This is a genomic window from Citricoccus sp. GCM10030269 (genome assembly GCF_042665635.1).
GTDB lineage: Bacteria > Actinomycetota > Actinomycetes > Actinomycetales > Micrococcaceae > Citricoccus.
The window spans coordinates 821855-839703 of record NZ_JBHTCV010000005.1; the positions used below are offsets into that span (position 1 = coordinate 821855).

At 67.1% G+C, this 17849-nt stretch carries 19 protein-coding genes; 5 read left to right on the forward strand and 14 right to left on the reverse strand.

All coding sequences use genetic code 11. The features are described 5' to 3' along the window. Positions 1-65: 65 nt before the first annotated feature. The 10 genes from ACFQQD_RS10910 to ACFQQD_RS10955 all read right to left on the reverse strand — a co-directional run bounded on the left by ACFQQD_RS10910 (position 66) and on the right by ACFQQD_RS10955 (position 7747). On the reverse strand, positions 66-1835 hold the full coding sequence (locus ACFQQD_RS10910) for a GMC family oxidoreductase (protein WP_378089183.1): 1770 nt from the start codon (positions 1833-1835) through the stop codon (positions 66-68). A 9-nt stretch (positions 1836-1844) separates the two neighbouring features. Further along, entirely contained in the window at positions 1845-2843 is a 999-nt protein-coding gene (locus tag ACFQQD_RS10915; RefSeq protein WP_378089185.1) for a gluconate 2-dehydrogenase subunit 3 family protein, read from the reverse strand. A gap of 156 nt (positions 2844-2999) precedes the next feature. Next, the gene (locus ACFQQD_RS10920; protein ID WP_378089187.1) at positions 3000-3200 is read right to left on the reverse strand and encodes a hypothetical protein; all 201 of its coding nucleotides are present in this window, start codon (positions 3198-3200) and stop codon (positions 3000-3002) included. A 10-nt stretch (positions 3201-3210) separates the two neighbouring features. Continuing rightward, positions 3211-3657: a pilus assembly protein TadG-related protein gene (locus ACFQQD_RS10925; RefSeq protein ID WP_378089190.1), complete on the reverse strand. Its 447-nt coding sequence runs from the start codon at positions 3655-3657 to the stop codon at positions 3211-3213. Positions 3658-3679: 22 nt separating this feature from the next. Beyond that, positions 3680-4108 carry a hypothetical protein gene (locus ACFQQD_RS10930; RefSeq protein ID WP_378089192.1) on the reverse strand — a complete coding sequence of 143 codons (429 nt, stop codon included), beginning with the start codon at positions 4106-4108 and terminating at the stop codon, positions 3680-3682. Then, positions 4092-4436, reverse strand: a complete 345-nt coding sequence (locus ACFQQD_RS10935; RefSeq protein ID WP_378089194.1) for a TadE family protein — start codon at positions 4434-4436, stop codon at positions 4092-4094. The genes ACFQQD_RS10930 and ACFQQD_RS10935 overlap by 17 nt, the downstream gene beginning before the upstream one ends. Before the next feature lie 29 nt (positions 4437-4465). Beyond that, positions 4466-4678 (reverse strand): hypothetical protein, encoded by a 213-nt coding sequence (locus ACFQQD_RS10940; RefSeq protein ID WP_378089196.1) that lies wholly within the window; start codon positions 4676-4678, stop codon positions 4466-4468. A 59-nt stretch (positions 4679-4737) separates the two neighbouring features. Continuing rightward, the gene (locus ACFQQD_RS10945; RefSeq protein ID WP_378089199.1) at positions 4738-5673 is read right to left on the reverse strand and encodes a type II secretion system F family protein; all 936 of its coding nucleotides are present in this window, start codon (positions 5671-5673) and stop codon (positions 4738-4740) included. Continuing rightward, entirely contained in the window at positions 5673-6524 is an 852-nt protein-coding gene (locus ACFQQD_RS10950) for a type II secretion system F family protein (RefSeq protein ID WP_378089201.1), read from the reverse strand. The genes ACFQQD_RS10945 and ACFQQD_RS10950 overlap by 1 nt, the downstream gene beginning before the upstream one ends. Beyond that, positions 6524-7747, reverse strand: coding sequence for a CpaF family protein (locus tag ACFQQD_RS10955; RefSeq protein WP_378089204.1), 1224 nt, complete (start codon positions 7745-7747; stop codon positions 6524-6526). The genes ACFQQD_RS10950 and ACFQQD_RS10955 overlap by 1 nt, the downstream gene beginning before the upstream one ends. Before the next feature lie 241 nt (positions 7748-7988). On the opposite strand from ACFQQD_RS10955, the gene ACFQQD_RS10960 reads away from it, so the two are divergent. Together ACFQQD_RS10960 and ACFQQD_RS10965 are read left to right on the forward strand one after the other, a co-directional pair. Beyond that, positions 7989-11078 carry an FtsK/SpoIIIE domain-containing protein gene (locus ACFQQD_RS10960; RefSeq protein WP_378089206.1) on the forward strand — a complete coding sequence of 1030 codons (3090 nt, stop codon included), beginning with the start codon at positions 7989-7991 and terminating at the stop codon, positions 11076-11078. A gap of 8 nt (positions 11079-11086) precedes the next feature. Next, positions 11087-11671 (forward strand): dienelactone hydrolase family protein, encoded by a 585-nt coding sequence (locus ACFQQD_RS10965; protein WP_378089208.1) that lies wholly within the window; start codon positions 11087-11089, stop codon positions 11669-11671. Positions 11672-11698: 27 nt separating this feature from the next. Here the strand turns inward: ACFQQD_RS10965 and ACFQQD_RS10970 are convergent, their stop codons facing one another. Together ACFQQD_RS10970 and ACFQQD_RS10975 are read right to left on the reverse strand one after the other, a co-directional pair. Then, on the reverse strand, positions 11699-13069 hold the full coding sequence (locus ACFQQD_RS10970) for an MFS transporter (protein WP_378089210.1): 1371 nt from the start codon (positions 13067-13069) through the stop codon (positions 11699-11701). A gap of 72 nt (positions 13070-13141) precedes the next feature. Beyond that, positions 13142-13723, reverse strand: a complete 582-nt coding sequence (locus ACFQQD_RS10975) for an LURP-one-related/scramblase family protein (protein WP_378089212.1) — start codon at positions 13721-13723, stop codon at positions 13142-13144. Between the two features lie 139 nt (positions 13724-13862). Between ACFQQD_RS10975 and ACFQQD_RS10980 the strand changes: the two genes are divergently transcribed. The 3 genes from ACFQQD_RS10980 to ACFQQD_RS10990 are packed head-to-tail and all read left to right on the forward strand — an operon-like array spanning position 13863 to position 16190. Then, positions 13863-15020 (forward strand): LLM class flavin-dependent oxidoreductase, encoded by a 1158-nt coding sequence (locus ACFQQD_RS10980; protein ID WP_378089214.1) that lies wholly within the window; start codon positions 13863-13865, stop codon positions 15018-15020. Then, positions 15017-15697, forward strand: a complete 681-nt coding sequence (locus tag ACFQQD_RS10985) for a CE1759 family FMN reductase (RefSeq protein ID WP_378089216.1) — start codon at positions 15017-15019, stop codon at positions 15695-15697. The genes ACFQQD_RS10980 and ACFQQD_RS10985 overlap by 4 nt, the downstream gene beginning before the upstream one ends. Then, positions 15672-16190, forward strand: coding sequence for a MarR family winged helix-turn-helix transcriptional regulator (locus tag ACFQQD_RS10990; RefSeq protein ID WP_378089218.1), 519 nt, complete (start codon positions 15672-15674; stop codon positions 16188-16190). The genes ACFQQD_RS10985 and ACFQQD_RS10990 overlap by 26 nt, the downstream gene beginning before the upstream one ends. A gap of 8 nt (positions 16191-16198) precedes the next feature. Here ACFQQD_RS10990 and ACFQQD_RS10995 read toward each other — a convergent pair whose 3' ends face one another. Both ACFQQD_RS10995 and priA read right to left on the reverse strand, forming a co-directional pair. Then, positions 16199-17056: an SseB family protein gene (locus ACFQQD_RS10995; RefSeq protein WP_378089220.1), complete on the reverse strand. Its 858-nt coding sequence runs from the start codon at positions 17054-17056 to the stop codon at positions 16199-16201. Beyond that, positions 17053-17820 carry a bifunctional 1-(5-phosphoribosyl)-5-((5-phosphoribosylamino)methylideneamino)imidazole-4-carboxamide isomerase/phosphoribosylanthranilate isomerase PriA gene (gene priA / locus ACFQQD_RS11000; RefSeq protein WP_378089222.1) on the reverse strand — a complete coding sequence of 256 codons (768 nt, stop codon included), beginning with the start codon at positions 17818-17820 and terminating at the stop codon, positions 17053-17055. The genes ACFQQD_RS10995 and priA overlap by 4 nt, the downstream gene beginning before the upstream one ends. Between the last annotated feature and the right edge of the window lie 29 nt (positions 17821-17849).

Consider the following 17849-nt stretch of genomic DNA (forward strand, 5'->3'; position numbering starts at 1 on the left):
TGGGTTGCAGGTCCATGCACGGCCGGTCCCTCCTTCCTCTCTGCGGTGAGCGCTACGGTGGATACTTAGGCGAGTAGTTCTCCTGGCGCGGTGAAGTACCGGTCTCGGATGGCCTGGGCCGTGCGGATGGCCAGGGCCCCGGCAGTGTCGGTCGGATTGGCTCCCGGATTCTGCGGGAACAGCGCAGCACCCGTGACGAAGACGTTCGGGGTGTCCCAGACTTGCCCGTAGCTGTTCGTGACGCTGTTGCCCGGATTGCTGCCCATGATCGCTCCACCGGTCGGATGCGTGCTCTGATATTCATCAATGCGGTAATCACCCAGCTCGGTGTCAACATTCATCCGGTCCGGATTCATCGCCCGCATGATCCTTCCCGCCTGCTCGGAGATGTACCGGACCATGTTGCGTTCGTTGTCCCGCCAGTCGAAGGTGAGTCGCAGCAGCGGGCGCCCCCAGGCGTCCTTGAACGTCGGATCAAGATCCAAGAAGTTCCCGGCGTAGGCGGGACTTTCGCCTTGGAATCCCAAGGTGCCGATGCCGTCCCACGAGCGGCCCAGCATGGCTTTCCACTCAGCTCCCCACTGGCGATCTGCGAAAGGCTCCAACAGGGTGGGGATGGATCCCACCGGCTCCCGCTGGCCGGCGTCGCAGGACAAGTCGCCGCCGCCGATGAAGTCCAGATCCGTGTGGTCGAAATCGTCTCCGTAGAAGTCGTGCAGGCGAGGCGCGGTGCAGCCGTTGCCCATATAGAGCTGGAATTTTCGGTTCTCCCAGAGACCTTGCGCCGGCGTATGCAGGACCTGATAGCTGTAATTGCGCCCCACCTGACCGCGATCGTTGCCGATACCGTCGGGGTGGGCATCGCTGCGCGCCAGCAACAGGTTCCGCACATTCTCCAAGGTGAAGGCTGAGCACACCACGATCTCTGCCGGCTGGAAATGTTCCTGACCGCGGGAATCAAGGTAGGTCACGCCAGTGGCGCGGCCGTCGTCGGCGGTTTCGATGCTCTGCACCACGGATTCGGTCCGCAACTCGTAGCGGCCGGTGTCCAAAGCCGGAGGCAGCCAGGTGGTGATGGGGCTGGATTTGGCTCCGACCTCGCAGCCGTGACGGGTGCAGAAACCGCAGTACAGGCAGCCGGCACGAGTATGGCCATAGGGGTCGGTGTACCCCCGGGAGAGGATGCCCGACGGCGTCGGGAAGGGATGCAGTCCGATGCTCTCCGACGCTTCACCGAACAGCTCACCAAAGGCCGTGTACTCCAGGGGCGGATTCGGGTAGGTCCGGCTGCGCGGATTCTCGAAAGGATTCCCGCCTGGCAGAATCCGCCCGTTGAGGTTTCCGGCCCGCCCTGAGGCACCGATGTCATACTCAAAATCGTCGTAGAACGGCTCCAGGTCGGCATAGTTGATCGGCCAGTCCTGAACCGTCATCTCCTCGGGGATGCGGTCCGCCCCGTACCGCTCCTCGTGGTGGGTTCGGTAGTTGAAATCGCTGTCCTTGAACCGCCACAGCACCGCCGTCCAATGCACCATGGCGCCGCCGATGCCCTGCCCCGGGTGGAAGGATCCGTACTGCCGCATGGGCAGACTGGCCGCCGTGTTGTTGGGCCGCCACGTCCAGGAGACCTTGGAGAGATCCTGCATCATCGCGTACCGGTTGCTGAACCGCAGTGTGTCGTGATTGTGCGCGAAGTCCGGATACGTCCACTGTGCTGGGCCCTGTTCGATGGACACCATCCGGTGGCTGGTGTCGGGCAGGATGCGCGCGGCCAGGATGGAGGCCGTCATTCCACCGCCGATCGTGACGATGTCGACCGGATCGTGCGTCTTCATGAGCCTCCCTCAGTGGTTGTGCACGCCGTGCTGCGGTTGTTCGATCGCGTCCTCGCCCAGTCCGGCTCGATCGGGATTCATGGGTGTCAACCCCTTCATCGAGGTCGGTTGTTTGTCCGTGCCGTGCAGCATTTCCTGTGGCGAGTAGGACCGTTGCGCGCCAGGCCAGCCGATCAGGGCCCAACCGACGAGATTGCGGTTGCCGCCGTACTCAGGGTCGGCGAACATTCCCTCGATCGTGTCCGTCCGTACCGTACTGAAGAACCCGCCCGGATCCGCTTCCCGGAACAGCTCCTCCGCTTGGTCCATCTCGGCGTCCGTCGGGCCGGATCCGCCACCGCTCTCGCCGCCGCCACCAGTGCCGCCGCCGCTGGTATCGCCGCCGCCGCCCTCGGCACGTTGCTGCACTCCGTCGAGAACCATGAGCAGTTCGTCCTGGCGTTGTTCGCTCAGCTCGGCGAAGCGACGGCCGTATCGGGTCTGGGCGAGACGGTCCAGACCGGCCAGGCCGGAGCGGTACAGCTCCTGCGGACGCATCTGCGACTGGAAACCGTACCGGTACATCTCTGCCGCCGGCACCGCGACGGAGGACTCGTCCTGTGAGACCGGTTCCTGACCGTTCTCGTATTCGCTCGCGAACGGCCCCTCGGTATACGTCGGCTCGGCGAAGGTCTCGAAACCGTCCAGCTTTCGGTCGATGTAGGTCGGCACCCCGGCCTGTAAGGCCCCCGGGTCATCGTCATCGCCGGGAATGATCCGGGCCACCATCGCCCGCAGGGTGCTGGACTCATCCTCGCTGAAGAACAGCAGCTCCTCGTCGTCCTGCAGACTGGCCGGTGGTACGGGTGTCCGTTCGGGATCGAGGATGGACCCTTCCTCGGGGACCACGCCCTGCTCGTCCGGTGAGCATCCGGCCAGGGCCAGCCCGCCGAGAACCATCGGCGTCGACAGCATGGATCGGCGGGAGATAGTGGCTCCCAAAAAGGTGCGATTGCGCTCTTCGGCCATCGTCCGGTCCCCTCTGCCCCAGGGAGGTGCGATCCCTGTGAGCGACCAGCGTTGTTCCTAGATTCGTTCCTTCTTCTTGCGGATTTCCCCGTAGATTACTGTCCTCAGCCTGGTCATCGTCAACAGCTCAGGCGTGGACCATCCGTCTACCGTTCCTCAGTCACGCTCCTGACAATGGGCCAAGAGCCGCGGGTCAGAGGAGGTGATCACGTCCATCTCTTCTCCGCCGTCGCACGTCAACAAGGCCACGGAGAGAGAGCTCCTGCGCACGTGTTTCACCCGCCAGGTGCCCCCGGACTCCTCCCACCGGAGCAGTCGTTGCAGGTCGTCTCGGCAGGCGCAGTCGCTGGCATTCATGCGGAGCACCTTAACGCGTCAAAGCCGTGCGTGAGGAGCTGGTGGCGACGACCCTGACACCCTCGGGGACAATCCAGTTGACGACCGGCGGATGGGCGCTGGCCGTCAGGACCACCTCGACCGTCTGGCCGCCGTCGGTCACGGCGACCGATTCGACCCTGAGGTCATCGAACCGTCCCTCGGCACCCGCAGCCGCTAGGTAGCCCGACGCAGCCTCTGCGGCTTGCTCGTCGGCGAGGATGAGGGCGTTGGCGTCGCCGGAGGACTCCTCGCTGGACACCGTGAAGCTGTCCGCCGCGGCCATCGTGGCACCGTCAGCCGCAGACAACAGCTGGCGGGCTTCGATGTTCACTGTGGTCACGGCCAGAATCACGGTGGCCATCAGCAGACAGACCACCGTCAGGCCGATAACCAGCACCGTCGTCTGGCCCTCATCGTTGTTCACCGAGTCCCTCATTCGAGCTCCCTCATCCGAACCCTCACCCAAACCGCGGCACCGGTTGCTGGGAAGCGCTGGTCACCGTCGCTGCCGCAGCGTCCCAGCCCAGTCCTTGGGGGAGCAGGGGTACCGGAACGCGGATGGCCACCTCGACGGTCACCGACGATCCCGGCTCGAGGCATGGTGACGCCGAGCAGTTCACCGTGGACTCAGCGACGGCGGGATCCAGGCCGTAGTCCTCCACGGTGAGCGCTACGACCCCGTCTGCGCGCTGCGCGGCCGACGCTTCGTGGGGCGCGGTCACCATCGCTTTGGCAGCTTGGTCGGCGGCAGCCACCGCGGCATAGGCGGCGGCCTGGATCTGGCTGGTCAGCATGAGGAAGTAGATCACCGGGATGAGCAAGAGCGTCGCCAACAGCACGAACTCGACCGTCGCGGATCCATCCTCGTTCTCAGTATCGATACGCATGACCGTCGGCCTCCAGCCCCACCGGCCCACCCAAGAACCCGATCATCGGCATCTGCGTATGAACAGTGACCCGGACCAGGGTGGTGCCGTCTCCGCCCACGAGCTGAGCCGAGACCTCCGCCTCCTCGCCTCCGGGAATCGAACCAGCCAACAGGTCTCGGGTCCGGGCCGCACCGTCGTCGGGCACTTGGTCCCCCAGCGCGCCGTACCGGGCACCGGCGCTGGCCGCGTCAATCAGCGTGTTGCGGACATGGATGATGATGCAGAACTGCAGGATCGCGGCGAAGAGAATGGACAACAGCGCCATCACCATGACGGATTCAGCCACCGCCGATCCGCGTTCGCCTGCACGCACGATCAGTTCGTGGAAACCTGGCTGATGGCCTCGTTGAAGAGGTCGGTCAAGGCCGGACCGGCAACAGCCAGCAAGCCGGCCACCAGCAACGCGGACATCAAGGTGATCATCACCCAGCCAGGCACATCTCCCCGGTCGTCATCGCCGGCGTCGGACAGAAATGCCTGCAGGGCCAGCCGGGCTCGGTACAACAGTGATGCCTTCTCGTGGTTCATGGTTTCCCCTTCTCGGATTCGAATGATGCTGTCGGTCGGTGATCGCTTGGAGGAACGGGTCAGAACCCGAGATTCATGATGGAGATCCCGGGATACACAGCGAAGATGACGGTGAGCGGAAGAATGCCGAAGACCAACGGGGCCATCATGCCGATCTCTTTGCGGCCGGCGGACTCAAGCAGGTCGCGTTTGGCGAGTTCGCGGACGTCTTTGGCCTGCGCACGGAGCACGTCCGCCAAGGGAGTTCCGCGCTCCAATGCGACCAGGACGCCTTCGATGAACCGTTCGACGGGCGCCAATTGGATCCGGCGGGCACACGACTTCAGAGCGGTGTGGATGGAGGAACCGGCCCGCATGTCCCCCAGGACGACGGCGAACTCACCGGCCAGCTCACCTCTGGCCGACGTCGCCACTCGCTCCAGAGCCCCCGCGGCACTATCCCCCGCGCTGACGGAAAGGGCGAACAGCTCGGCGACCGTGGGGAACTCGCTGAGGATCGCCGACCGGCGACGCGTGATCCTGCTGGTCAGGAAGTTGTCTCGCACGAAGAACCCCACGACGGCCAGCACCGCCACCAGGACGACGCCGAGGAACGCATTGAGTCCGCCGTTGACGGCGAGCGCGACGCAGGCCACCATTCCCGCCGCAGCGCCCACCGCAGCAGAGATGAGTTGCTGCGCACGGTAGTCCTGGACCGTCAGTCGAGATCCCGCGGCCTGCAGTTTGCGCTCGAGAGCCTCATTGCCCAGATTGAACCGATCCAATTGGCGCACCCCTTCGGCCAGCACCGGTTGCATGATCCGGCCCAGGGCGCCCCACGGTGAGACCACCTGTTCGTCCGCCAGCAGGGACGACGCGGGGGCATGGTGCCGGAGCTGGGGTTCCACTCGGCGCATCAGCGAGGGCCTCCATCCCCACGGCATCGCGATCACCACCAGGGCGAGTCCGGTCCCCAGCGCCAGCCCCAGGATCAGGGCCATGGTCATGTTCGTCATCACAACACCCGCCGTTCCTCGGGCAGGGAGCCGATACGCAGCATCAGTTGATAACACACGACGGAGACGACCAAGCCGCCGGCCAAGACGAACAGTCCCGTGAACGACTGGTAGACGCGCACGGCCTCGGGTTGCGTGCCCAACAACAGCAACACCACCCAGGGCGCCGCGACCGCTAGTCGCGCGGCGTTAACCGTCCAGGACTGGCGCGACTCCAGCTCACTGCGCGTGCGCGCATCTTCCCGCAGGAACTCCGAGAGCGTGGACAACAGGTTGCCGATATCGGCGCCGCCGACCTCTCGAGTCATCCGCAGCGCCGCGATGAGGCGATCTGACACCGGATCGGCCAGACGGAATTTGAGTTGATCCAGGGCGTCGGTGAACCGTTGGCCGGAGCGGTAGTCGCGGGCGAATTCGCGGAAGGCCGGTTGCAGCTCTTCCGGGCCCTTCTCCCCCAACTGGATGAGGGCCTCGGGCAGCGTGAGCCCGGCACGGATGGCCGAACGCAAATGATCGACGGCGTCGGGCCAGACATCGCGCAACAGGGTGCGCCGTTTCTTGGCCTGCCAGGTCAACACCACCCACGGCACCAAGGAGCCGAAGAGTCCGAAACACAAGGCGATGGGCACGGCCCGGGTCAGGATGAACACCAGCAGGAGGACGATGACGCCGCAGCCGATCATGGCAGCGACCACTCCCGCCGGTCCCACCCGTTCGATGCCGGCCTGGGCCAGCAGTTGCCGCAACCGGCTGTCCCGCCGGGAGGAGGCCGGCTTGGGCTCGCGCGGCCAGAAGGACCACCACACGAGAAACAGTCCGGCGCCCAAGGCCAGCCCGAGCAGCAAAGCCATCAGACTACTCCCACCACAGAGCGCACGTCATACCCGGAGGCTTCGAGTTTCTGATTCTCCAGGGGCGCGGACGGACTCAGCACCAGTTGCCCGTCGACGCGACGGAACACCGTTGACGACTCGATGATCCCGTCCTCGACCCGGGTACCGACGGACAGGATCTCCTCGACGTAGCGGCGGCCGTGCCGGTCCCGGGCGCAGTGGACCACAAGGTCGAAACAGGAGGCGACCGTGGGGACGACGAAGTTCCGTGAGATGTTCTCCCCGGCCATCAGCGGCAGGGTGCAGATCTTGGTCAAGGCATCGGAGGCACTGTTGGCGTGCAAGGTGCACATGCCGGGCATCCCCGAGTTCAGCGCGACGAGCATGTCCAGGCTCTCGGCCTCACGTACCTCTCCGACGATCAGCCGGTCCGGGCGCATCCGCAGCGCCTCCTTGACCAGCCGTCGCAAGGGAATCTCGCCGTGCCCCTCCAGGTTGGGCTGACGGCACTGCATCTGCACGACGTCCCGCAGCGGGAGCTTGAGCTCGAAAATCTCCTCCACCGTGACCACGCGCTCTCGGCTCCCGATCGAGGCGGAGAGGCAATTCAGCAGGGTGGTCTTGCCGGCCTGGGTGGCGCCGGAGACGAGAATGTTGAGGCCGGCGTCCACGCTGGCATCCAGATAACGGGCGGCGTCTGGAGTCAGGGAGCCGGAGCGGACGAGATCCTCGACGCGGTGCGCTCGCACCACGAATTTGCGGATGTTGACGGACCAGTGCCGACGAGTGATGTCCGGTATGACCACATGCAAGCGCGAGCCGTCCGGTAGGGCGGCATCCACGAACGGAGAGGACAAATCCAGACGACGTCCGGAGGATTTCAGCATCCGCTCGACGAGGTCCCGAACTCCCTCTTCGGTCAGCGTGATGTTGGTGAGCTCAGAGACACCACCGCGGGCACAAAAGACAGCGGTCGGCGAGTTGATCCAGATCTCCTCGACCGAGTCGTCGTCCAGCAACGGTTGCAGGACCCCGAAGCCGGCCACGGAGTCGAACACAGTGCGAACGGCGTCGTCCCGATCAGACAACAACGGAAGGGAGCCGATGAGCGAGCGCGCGTCGTAGTCCGCCGTGGCATCCCGCACCAATCGGCGAACATCGTCGGCCTCTCGCTGCGGATCCATGCCGCGCTGGCGGATCAGCTCGCGTACTTCGTCCTCAAGAATGCGGACCGCATCCATGGTTTCCCCCCAACGACTGCCCCGGAAGGGCCTCATCCCTGCGATTGAGAGTACCGATATATTCGTCCGGCGCACACTGCCCTCGGCCTCAGCTGTGGATAACGGCACCCGAGAGCCCCCGCCGTTGCGCCCCCAACACGAGTTATCCACACCCGTTGATGCTTCGCCTCCCCGCATCACCGATATGGGGCATCGTGACCCTCAGACGGTGCGTGGAAAACGATCGGGAGGGTCTTCCGGAGTGTGGTTGCAAATCCTGGGATTGCCGGAGGCAGCGGGCCAGTGGTGGTTCGCCGAGAATCTCGACCATGAACGGGACGGCGGCTCGGGTCGCCAGCTGACGGACCTGCTGCGTCAGCAGTTTCCCGGCTACCAATTCTTCGTCGACGGCCGTGCCTTGAGCGAGCAATGGTGGCCATCCTCGCCGGGCGAACCCCTGACGGTGCTGGCTCGTCCGGGCGACAGTACCGCGCCCGCGTCCCGGCGGCTCGGACCAGAGGTCACGGTCGTCACCGATGACGGGCCCGACGCCGGCCGCCTGGCGCCGTTGCCCCGCTCCGGGCTCACGGTCGGCCGCAACCGAGCCGATTGGCGCCTCGCCGATCCCTTTCTGTCAGCGCCGCATTTTCGGCTCGGTGTGGAGCCCGAAGGCGTCCGCATCACCCCGACGGTTCCGGAACCAGTCCGACACAGTATGTACTGGACCGCCGACCGACCGTACGCAGCGGGCAGTTCCACGTTTCGGCTGTTCCGGGGGCGGCCGAAGCCCTTGCCTCCCTCCTCGCCGATTCCGGCCCCGGCCGTGAATTCGGGGCCGGAGCCGGCGAGGCCCAACCCTCTGTTGCAGATCATCATGGCCGCCGGGCCCCTGGTCATCGGCATCGTCATGGCCGTGGTCACCGGGCTGTGGTACTTCCTGTTGTTCAGTCTGGTCTCCGTGGGCGTGGCCGGCGTGATGTGGGGCCAGCACCGTTCCGCCACTCGGCGCCACGGACAGGCGATCCGCCGCCTTGCGCTCGCCTTGCGGGACACGATCGACGCTGCGGCTCCCACTCCGGGTCGAATGGCGCTGGCCGTGCGATCCGGCGTCCGCGATCGCTTCGGCTTGAGCGGCGTCCAGAGCGGCGTCCAGAGCGGCGTCCAGAGCAATGGACCAACGGTTCGCTGGGGCACCGGAACCACCCGCGTCCGACTCGCTTCCGGTCAGGAAGAACAGCATCACTCAAAGTGGCAACGCTGGACCGAGGTGGACCTGCCCGTGACCTCGACTCTGGAACCGGCCGACACCACCCTGGTCACGGCCCAACGCGCCACCCTGGACAGCATGGCTCACTGGCTCGTGGTCCAACTGTGCCGCGATGCCATGAAGACGGGACGCGGAGTCAAGGTGTGCTCGCCCGCCGGCGAGAGCTGGTGGGGCGGAGGCTCGACGGCGGCCACGGGCACCGTGGTCTGCACTGCCGGTACCCCGGTGGGACACGTCCCTCAGTCCTGGCACCGAGTCCTCCTCGTGGAAGCCGGAGCATCCCGTGAACCCGGTGATCGTCGGGACGTCGCCGACCGGTTGGTCCCGGACGAGGGAACGGCCCGTGTGGGCGGCCAGGAGTACACCGACCTGAAGTGGCACGGCATATCAGGTCCTACTGCACAGTTGCTCCTGGACGAGTTGGGGGCTTCATCGAGACCATCGCTCACCTCCACGGCTAACCGACTGGCCCTGCCCCGCGCCATGATGTCCGGACAGGCCATCGACTCCGTCCGGGTTGAGCTGTCGGCCGAGGCGGACCCTGTCGCCGTCGACCTGGTCGCGCAGGGCCCGCACCTCTTGATCGCCGGAACCACGGGATCAGGCAAATCCGAACTGTTGCTGACCCTGCTGACGGCAGTGGCCGCCACCTATCCGCCCACCGAGGCATCGTTCGTGCTGATGGATTTCAAGGGCGGGTCGTCGTTCGCCTCGCTAGCCGGACTGCCTCACACCATGTCCGTCGAGACTAACCTCGCGGTGGCTGAATCTCTGCGGACCTTCGATGCTCTGGCGGCCGAACTGCGCCGCCGGGAGGAAATGTTCCTCACGGCGGGCCAGGCTGATTTCCGGTCCTATCGGCGAGCGCACCCGGACCACGAGCTGCCCCGGCTGGTGGTGGCCATCGATGAGCTGCGGGTCCTCATCGACGATCATCCTCAGTCGGCCGCGTTGCTGGCGCGGCTGGCCGCCACCGGACGGTCGCTCGGGTTTCATCTCGTCTTGGCCACCCAGCGCGCCCAGGGAGCCGTGGGCCCGGACGTCCGGTCCAACCTGGGAACGGTGATCTGCCTCCGCACGGCGACCGAACAGGAGTCGTGGGACCTGTTGGGTTCCTCCGATGCCTTCGCCATTCCCGCAGACACTCCCGGGCGGGCGTTCATCAAGCACGGTGGACAACCCCCGCGCGCCTTCCAGACGGGGCAGTTCACGGTCCAGGACGGTCCGCCGGCACTGCGTCCCTGGACCGGCGACGAATCCCGCAGTGGCCCCACAGCATCGTGGCCGGCCCTGGTGCAGCGCGTGCGCGAAGCGTCGGGTCGGCGTGGGTTGGCCGTCCCCGAACCCGTGGTCACCCCCGGATTGCCGGAACGGTGGAGCCCGACGCCGGCCGAACGGTCGGCGGTACCAGGCGCCGTCGTCGTGGGGCTGGCCGACCTGCCGCGCCAGCGCGCCCAGGAACCGATGCGGTGGTTCCCGGGGCGCGACGCCCCGGCGGCGTGGATCGGCACGGAGGCCGGCGGACTGAGCGATGCGGCCCGGTGCGTCATCAGGCAATGGACGCAGGTCCAGCCGGACCGACGGGCGCCAGACAATCCCACGGTGTCGATCGTGCTGGACGGTTCCGGCGTGATGGACGATGTCCCTCCACACGAAGCCGCGGACTGGTGGGTGCTGGCGGCACAGCACAGTTCATCGGAGGACCTCGGGCGAGCCTTCGACCAGATCCGCACGGCCCTGACGGCGAAAGAGGCGGTCCGCGTGGTGGTGACCGGTTGGGGGCGTTGGTCGACCCAGCGGGTGGGTACGGGCTACGAGACCGTCGAGGAACAGCTGGGCACCCTGATCCGCGACCACAGCCCCACCGTGCTGAGCGTGGCCCTGTTCGGGGGCCGCGAGCTGGCCGGCGGACGGGTTCTCGGGCAGGTTCCGGTGCGGTTCTATGTCCCGGCCGGTTCCACTCCGGAGCACCGGATGGTCTGGCCGACCCTCCAGCGGATCACCGAGGTTCCGGGACGAGCTGTCATGGTTTCGCCCGAACACCCGGCCCCAGGGGTGGCCATCCAGCTGGCCACGGGCGAATAATCCTCACCATGACGGAGATCGTGTTGTTCCACCACGCCCTGGGACTGACCGACGGCGTCCGTTGGCTGGCCGGACGCCTCGCCGCAGACGGCCATACCGTGCACACCCCGGATCTCTTCGCCGGTCGGACTTTCGCCTCGATCCAGGAGGGAGTCACTCACGCCGAGCAGGACGTGGGAGTGGAGAGCATTCTGCAGCGCGGGGAAGAAGCTGCCACCGCCCATCCGGAGGCCACAAGTTTTCTCGGCATCTCGCTGGGTGCCATGCCGGCCTACCGGCTCTCGCAGACCCGGCCGAGGGCCCGCGCGTGCATCGCCATCTCGGCGGCATTGCCCGTGGACTATTTCGCACCCCAATGGCCGGCCGGCGTCGAGCTGGACCTGCACCTGATGACGGAGGACCCGTGGGGTGAGGAAGACCTCCCGGTGGCCAGACAGCTGGCTGGTGAGGAGGCAGGTGAGGTGGCCGAGCTCTACGAGTACCCGGGCGGCCAGCATCTGTTCACCGAGTACGGGCACCCGGACTTCGATGCGGCCGCCACCGAGCTGGTGATTGCCCGCACCCTGGCCACCCTGGAGCGCGTCTCCGCCTGATCTGCGGTCCACGCCGGCCGCACAGTGCTAGCGCACGGCTCGACGCCGCCGCATGACGGACCGGGCCATCACGGCCACCGCGACCATGGCCAGGGAGATCAGGGCGGCGAAGACGTAACCGGCTTCGGGGGCGATGCCGTCGATGAACGCACCCGAGACCGGAGCTCCGAGAGCGGCGCCGGCGGTCATCGCCGAACCGTAGTAGCCCATGGCCTCCCCGCGTCGGTCCTCGGAGACCACGCGCGCCATCACGGCGGAGGCCGAGGCCAGCGTGGGAGCCGTGAACAATCCCCCGATCACCGAGACCACCGCCAGTGGCCAGGTGCCGTCCACGAGCGCCATCGGCAGGGTGCCCACGGCGAAGACGGACAGCAGCAACAGCGGAGACAGGCTCCGGCCCATCGCCCCGTAGAGGATGCCGCCCACCGCCGAGGCACCACACCAGAAGGCGATGACGATGCCGGCCTCAGCAGCCACCCCGGACTGCTCCAGTTCGGCGACGATCGCCACCTCGGTGCCGGCCATCAGCATCCCGGAACCCAGGGACACCGCCAGCACCGCGAGCGCCGAGCCGCTGAGCCAGCCGAACGACGCCCGCAACCGGGCGCCCAGGGTCGCCGGGGGTGCCGAGCGTGCCGGAGTGGAGCCGCCGTCGTCGTGGGGTTTCTCTTGGCGCACCACCGGAATGGCGCCGGTGGACACCTCCGTGGCAGTCAGATCCAGGTGCGCGGGAGCGCCGTGCACGGCACCGTCTACGGCGCGCTGGACGTCTTCCTCGGCGGTGTACTCCCGCGGCGAGCCGGGACGGGCCAGTTGGGACGACCGCGTCGGCGGGTTGAACCACATCAGGTAGAAGCCCGCGGCGGTCGCCGACCAGCCGACGATGGCCAGCCCCCACGCACTGGACCACCCGGTAGCGATCACGGCGCCCAGCGCGGGACCGGTCATGAAAATCGTCTCGGTGATGATCGAGTCCAGCGCGAACGCGGTCTCTCGCCGGGAGCCGTGCGTCAGCACGCCGATGGACTGGCGCACCACGGAGAAGACGGGCAGGGAGAACAGGCCACCGAGGAACGTGCCGATCAGCAACCAGGGGAACGGCAGATACGGCACCGCCGTCCAGACGATCCCGAGCGTCGCCACGGACGGCACCAGTGCCCGGCGCAGACCGACCCGGTCCACCAATCGTCCGCGCCACGGGGAGCCGACGGCCATGCCCAGGGTCATCGCTGCCACGGCGAGGCCGGCGGCACCGTAGCCCTCCCCCATGGTCACCGCCACGTGCAGCGTCAGGATGATGCCGGTGGCCGCATTGGGGAATCGGGCGATGAATCCCACGCCCAGGACCCGACGGATCGGCCGCTCGCGCAGCAGGTGTCCGTAGGCCGCGAAGTTCACCTCACTAGGCTATCGGCGTTCCGCGGGGCCGCCGACCATGCCGGAAACCTGCCGGGAAGGGGAGGCGATCGTTCAGTCGCTGCGCCGGCGGTTCGCCTTGGCACGGATCAGATCCAGGGCGATCACGCTGCCGAGGGTGGCGTACCGGATGGTTTCCGGCATCTCCGGATCCAGTTCCAGTGCGTAGGTGCTCCGTCCGAGCAGGGCGCGCCCCAGCCCCGACCACTTCCGACTGACCGTCGCCACGCGGCGCTCTTCCGCCAGGATCTCGAAATCGAAGCCGAACAGGTCCCCGCGCAGCCGCAACGTGGTTCCGTCCACGACGGAGACGTCCACCTCCTTGCGGAAGAAGGTGATGCGCTGGACGATCTGGGCGAGGCTCTGACCGTCCGCGTCGGTGATCTGAAAACGGTCACGGCCGAAGGTGACGGTGTCCTGCACCTGGAACAGCAGCCGGTCCTGCAGGTCGGTGATCTCGAAGCGTCGGCTGCCCAGGAAGAAGCGAGAGAGACCCGAGCCGCGCGTGTGTACCTGCGCCACGGGCTCGCCGTGCTGGTCCTCGATGGTGAAGTCGTTGGACAGCAGGCCGGTGATCTGCTGCAGGACGAGCACGCGGCCACCGGTCGGCCCCTGGGCGGCGGAATCCATAGTCATGCGCCCAGTCTTCCTCATGTCGTACTCATGCCGAAGCCCTCGGGAATAACGGGCCAACTGCTCCGGTTGAACGAGCTAGTTCAATTTTGAAATACTGTGGCAAGGCGTCACAGCACCGATCACCACCCCAGGAGCGAGCATGCAGTTCGGCATCTTCACCATCGGAGACGTCACCACCGACCCCACCAACGGCACCACGCCCACGGAGCACCAGCGGATCAAAGACACTGTGAAGATCGCCCAGCGCGCCGAACAGGCCGGCTTCGAGGTGTTCGCCACGGGCCAGCACCACAATCCGCCGTTCGTGGCCCCGGGCAATCCGCCGACGCTGTTGGCCTACCTCGCCGCCCAGACGGAGAAGCTGACCCTCTCCACCGCCACCACGCTGATCACCACCATGGATCCAGTGCGCCTGGCCGAGGACTACTCCTATCTGCAGCACCTGGCCAACGGCCGCGTGGACCTGACGATGGGCCGCGGCAACACCGGACCGGTCTACCCCTGGTTCGGCAAAGACATCCGCCAGGGCATTCCGCTGGCCGTGGAGAACTACCACCTGTTGTACCGACTGTGGCATGAGCAGAACATCGACTGGCAGGGACGATTCCGCACACCGCTGCAGGACTTCACGCTCACGCCCCAGCCCCTCGACGGCGTCCCGCCGTTCGTGTGGCACGGCTCGATTCGCTCCGCCGAGATCGCCGAGCAGGCCGCCTACTACGGGGACGGTTTCTTCCACAACAACATCTTCTGGAACAAGGAGCACATCATTCAGATGGTGCAGCTCTACCGTCAGCGCTATGAGTACTACGGCCACGGGCAGGCCCACCAGGCCTACGTGGCCCTGGGCGGTCAGGCCTTCATGCGCAAGAACTCCCAGGACGCCGTCCGCGAGTTCCGCCCGTACTTCGACAACGCCCCGGTCTACGGCCATGGACCATCCTTGGAGCAGTTCACCAGGATGACCCCGCTGACGGTCGGGTCCCCGCAGCAGGTCATCGAACGCACCCTGGAGTTCCGGGAGTGGGTGGGCGACTATCAGCGCCAGATGTTCCTCATGGACCATGCCGGCCTGCCGACCGACGTGGTTCTGGAACAGCTCGACATCATGGGCGAAGAAGTCCTGCCCGTGCTGCGTCAGGAGTTCGCGGCGCTGAAGCCGGCCGACATCCCGGAGGCGCCGACGCACGAGTTCCTCGTGGAGCGGGCCCGTCGCGGCGAGGCACCCGTGCCCGGCGGGCGCGAAGGCTCACCGGCATGGAAGGACGCTCAGAACAAGACTCAGGAGGCACAGTGACCACCGCATTTGAGGCGACCGATCCCAACACTGCCCAGGCCCGCCACCTGGTGGTGGTCTCCGGCGGACTGGGCGAGCCGTCGTCGTCCTTGATGTTGGCCAACAGGATGGCCTCGGCCACTGCAGACGCGCTCTCCGCCGAGGGACTCGTCCCGGAGGTCCACGTGGTAGAGCTCCGGCTCTTGGCCACCGACATCGCCGAGGCCATGGTCAATCCGGCCCGTTCCGAGGCCCTGACCGCTGCCCTGGCGGAGGTGGAACAAGCCGACGGCATCGTCGCAGTCTCCCCCACGTTCAAGGCCAGCTATTCGGGTCTGTTCAAGGCGTTCTGGGACCTCGTCGACGACGATGCCCTGCGCAACGTCCCGGTGTTGCTCGGCGCCACCGGTGGTACGCCGCGGCATTCGCTGAAGATCGACACCGCGATGCGTCCGCTGTTCAGCTACCTGCGCACCAAGGTGCTCTCGTCGGCGGTGTATGCCGCCTCGGACGACTGGGGCGAGGTCACCGGTGGACAGGAGTCGGCCCGGACCACTCCCCTGCAGACCCGCATCGAGGCCGCCGGCGCCGACCTGGCCTCCGTGGTCGGCCGGCTGCCCGCCCGGCCGCGACGCGAGTCCGGCGAGGCGAAACCCCTGGAGGTGATCCCCTTTGACCAGCTTCTCCGGGGACACTGACGGCTGGTCCCGGACGGCCGCGACACACCGGCGCGAGACCGACGTCCCGCGTCAGGCCTGGCGTGCCTACTTCGAGGCCACCGCTCTGCTCCAGGACCGGCTGGACCGAACACTGCGCGAGCAGACCGGATTGCACCTGGCCGATTACAACCTGCTCTTGCTGCTCTCCGAGGCTCCCGAGAACCGCTTGCGCATGGGCGAACTCGCCCGGCTCATGGTGTTCTCCCCGTCACGGGTCACCTATCAGGTCAAGACGCTGCAGCACCGCGGACTGGTGGAACGGTGCGCCGCCGAGCGGGACCGCCGCGGCGCCGAAGCGGTGCTGACCGACGACGGCCGGAGCCTCTTCCGCCGGGCTGCGGCGTTACATTCGCGCCAGGTCAGAAACCTGTTCCTGGACCGGCTCCAGGACGGCGAAGCCGAAACCGTGCTCCGGGTGTTCTCCCGGTTGGGGTGCGATCTGGAGGACGAACGGGCCGAAGGCGCCAACTAACGTGCCAGCTAGGTCCGGCCGACGGTGATCTCCACCGAGTCGGCCTTCTCGGCCAGCGTGGGCACTTCGGTCAGCATCTGCCGGAGGGTAGCCACCATCAACCGCAGCCCGGGCTCGTCCTGGGTGGCAGACAAGGCAGCATCCGGGTAGGCCACCAGTTGCAGTTCCGGCCCGGAACCGCCGCCGGGCAGCACCGCGCCGGAGGCCGTCCGGGAGGCCACGCCCTGGCCCGGCGCCAACCCGAGACGGTCCAGGCCGGGAACCAGATCCACGACGCCCGCCAGTTCCCCCGCCAGCGCCTCGTCCGCGTAAGAGGGGGTCCAGTCCTGTTGCTGGCCCAGCGCCCACACCGCCGGACGGCGCACCACGAAGGTGCGCTCGACACCCGGGTCCACCACCACGAGTTCGGCTCCCTCGTCCACGGCGGACAGGCACGCTCGCGGCATCCAGGTGGCCACGGGCCGGGCTTGCGGATGCCACGCCGTCAGGGCCGGAACGTGCGTGAAGACGGGCATGGCAGTGCGGCCATCGGGGGCCTTGAGGGTCACGATCGCCACGTCGGCTTCCGTCGGCAGCACCGCTGCGAACACTCGCATCCGGGAGAGCGTGTCCACGACCTCAGCCTCACCGGCGTCACCGGCCGCCAGTCGATCCAGAATAGAATTCCACGCGGGATCGGCCGTACCGTCATCCGCGTCGAAGGCGTGCAAAGGATTCGCCGAGCCGTCGATTCCCTCACCGCTGAGGTCCCGACCCTCCCAGGCGATGCCTGCGGAATCCGCGGGACGGCCAGCGTCGTCCCGCTGGTGGCTCTCGAGGTTCCGCTGAATGGCGGCCTGGATATGGCCCGGGAGGTGCTTCGTCATTCCACGCTGGCCCCGCCGGCCACGGCGAGGGCCTGCTCCAGGGTGAAACGGCCGGCGTAGAGGGCCTTGCCCATGATGGCGCCCTCGACCCCGACGCCGTCACCCACCCCGACCATCTCGTACAACGCGGCGATGTCCTCCAGCGAGGAGATGCCGCCGGAGGCGACCACGGGCTTGGCTGTCCTGGTGCAGACCTCGGTCAGCAGGTCGGTGTTCGGGCCGCGCAGGGTGCCGTCCTTGGTGACGTCGGTGACCACGTAGCGAGCGCAGCCGGCGTCCTCGAGCCGAGCCAGCACCTCCCACAGGTCACCGCCCTCCTGCGTCCAGCCGCGGGCGGCCAGCGTGGTTCCGCGGACGTCCAGCCCGACGGCGATCTGCTCGCCGAAGCGCCCGATGACCCGCTCGGTCCACTCCGGATCCTCCAGGGCCGCAGTACCGAGGTTCACGCGTGTGGCCCCCATGGCCAGTGCGTTCTCGAGAGAGGCGTCGTCCCGGATGCCGCCGGAGAGCTCGATCTTCACGCCGAGCTCCTCGACCACCCGGGACATGACCTCGCGGTTGTTGCCCCGACCGAAGGCGGCGTCCAGATCCACCAGGTGGATCCATTCAGCACCAGCACTCTGCCAGGCCATCGCCGCCTCCAGCGGGTCGCCATAGGAGGTGGCGGAACCGGCCTCGCCCTGGACCAGGCGCACGGCCTGCCCGTCCTGAACGTCGACGGCGGGCAGCAACTCGAGCTTCTTCTCGGACGGGTTCTCAGTCATCAGGTTCTCTCAGCAGACAGGGGTGTAAG

Excerpts from the sequence above, each read along its gene's own strand:
- ACFQQD_RS10910 (WP_378089183.1), bottom strand. The coding sequence starts at position 1,835 with ATGAAGACGCACGATCCGGTCGACATCGTCACGATCGGCGGTGGAATG.
- ACFQQD_RS10915 (WP_378089185.1), bottom strand. The coding sequence starts at position 2,843 with ATGGCCGAAGAGCGCAATCGCACCTTTTTGGGAGCCACTATCTCCCGC.
- ACFQQD_RS10920 (WP_378089187.1), bottom strand. The coding sequence starts at position 3,200 with ATGAATGCCAGCGACTGCGCCTGCCGAGACGACCTGCAACGACTGCTC.
- ACFQQD_RS10925 (WP_378089190.1), bottom strand. The coding sequence starts at position 3,657 with ATGAGGGACTCGGTGAACAACGATGAGGGCCAGACGACGGTGCTGGTT.
- ACFQQD_RS10930 (WP_378089192.1), bottom strand. The coding sequence starts at position 4,108 with ATGCGTATCGATACTGAGAACGAGGATGGATCCGCGACGGTCGAGTTC.
- ACFQQD_RS10940 (WP_378089196.1), bottom strand. The coding sequence starts at position 4,678 with ATGAACCACGAGAAGGCATCACTGTTGTACCGAGCCCGGCTGGCCCTG.
- ACFQQD_RS10945 (WP_378089199.1), bottom strand. The coding sequence starts at position 5,673 with ATGACGAACATGACCATGGCCCTGATCCTGGGGCTGGCGCTGGGGACC.
- ACFQQD_RS10950 (WP_378089201.1), bottom strand. The coding sequence starts at position 6,524 with ATGGCTTTGCTGCTCGGGCTGGCCTTGGGCGCCGGACTGTTTCTCGTG.
- ACFQQD_RS10955 (WP_378089204.1), bottom strand. The coding sequence starts at position 7,747 with ATGGATGCGGTCCGCATTCTTGAGGACGAAGTACGCGAGCTGATCCGC.
- ACFQQD_RS10965 (WP_378089208.1), top strand. The coding sequence starts at position 11,087 with ATGACGGAGATCGTGTTGTTCCACCACGCCCTGGGACTGACCGACGGC.
- ACFQQD_RS10975 (WP_378089212.1), bottom strand. The coding sequence starts at position 13,723 with ATGACTATGGATTCCGCCGCCCAGGGGCCGACCGGTGGCCGCGTGCTC.
- ACFQQD_RS10980 (WP_378089214.1), top strand. The coding sequence starts at position 13,863 with ATGCAGTTCGGCATCTTCACCATCGGAGACGTCACCACCGACCCCACC.
- ACFQQD_RS10995 (WP_378089220.1), bottom strand. The coding sequence starts at position 17,056 with ATGACGAAGCACCTCCCGGGCCATATCCAGGCCGCCATTCAGCGGAAC.
- priA (WP_378089222.1), bottom strand. The coding sequence starts at position 17,820 with ATGACTGAGAACCCGTCCGAGAAGAAGCTCGAGTTGCTGCCCGCCGTC.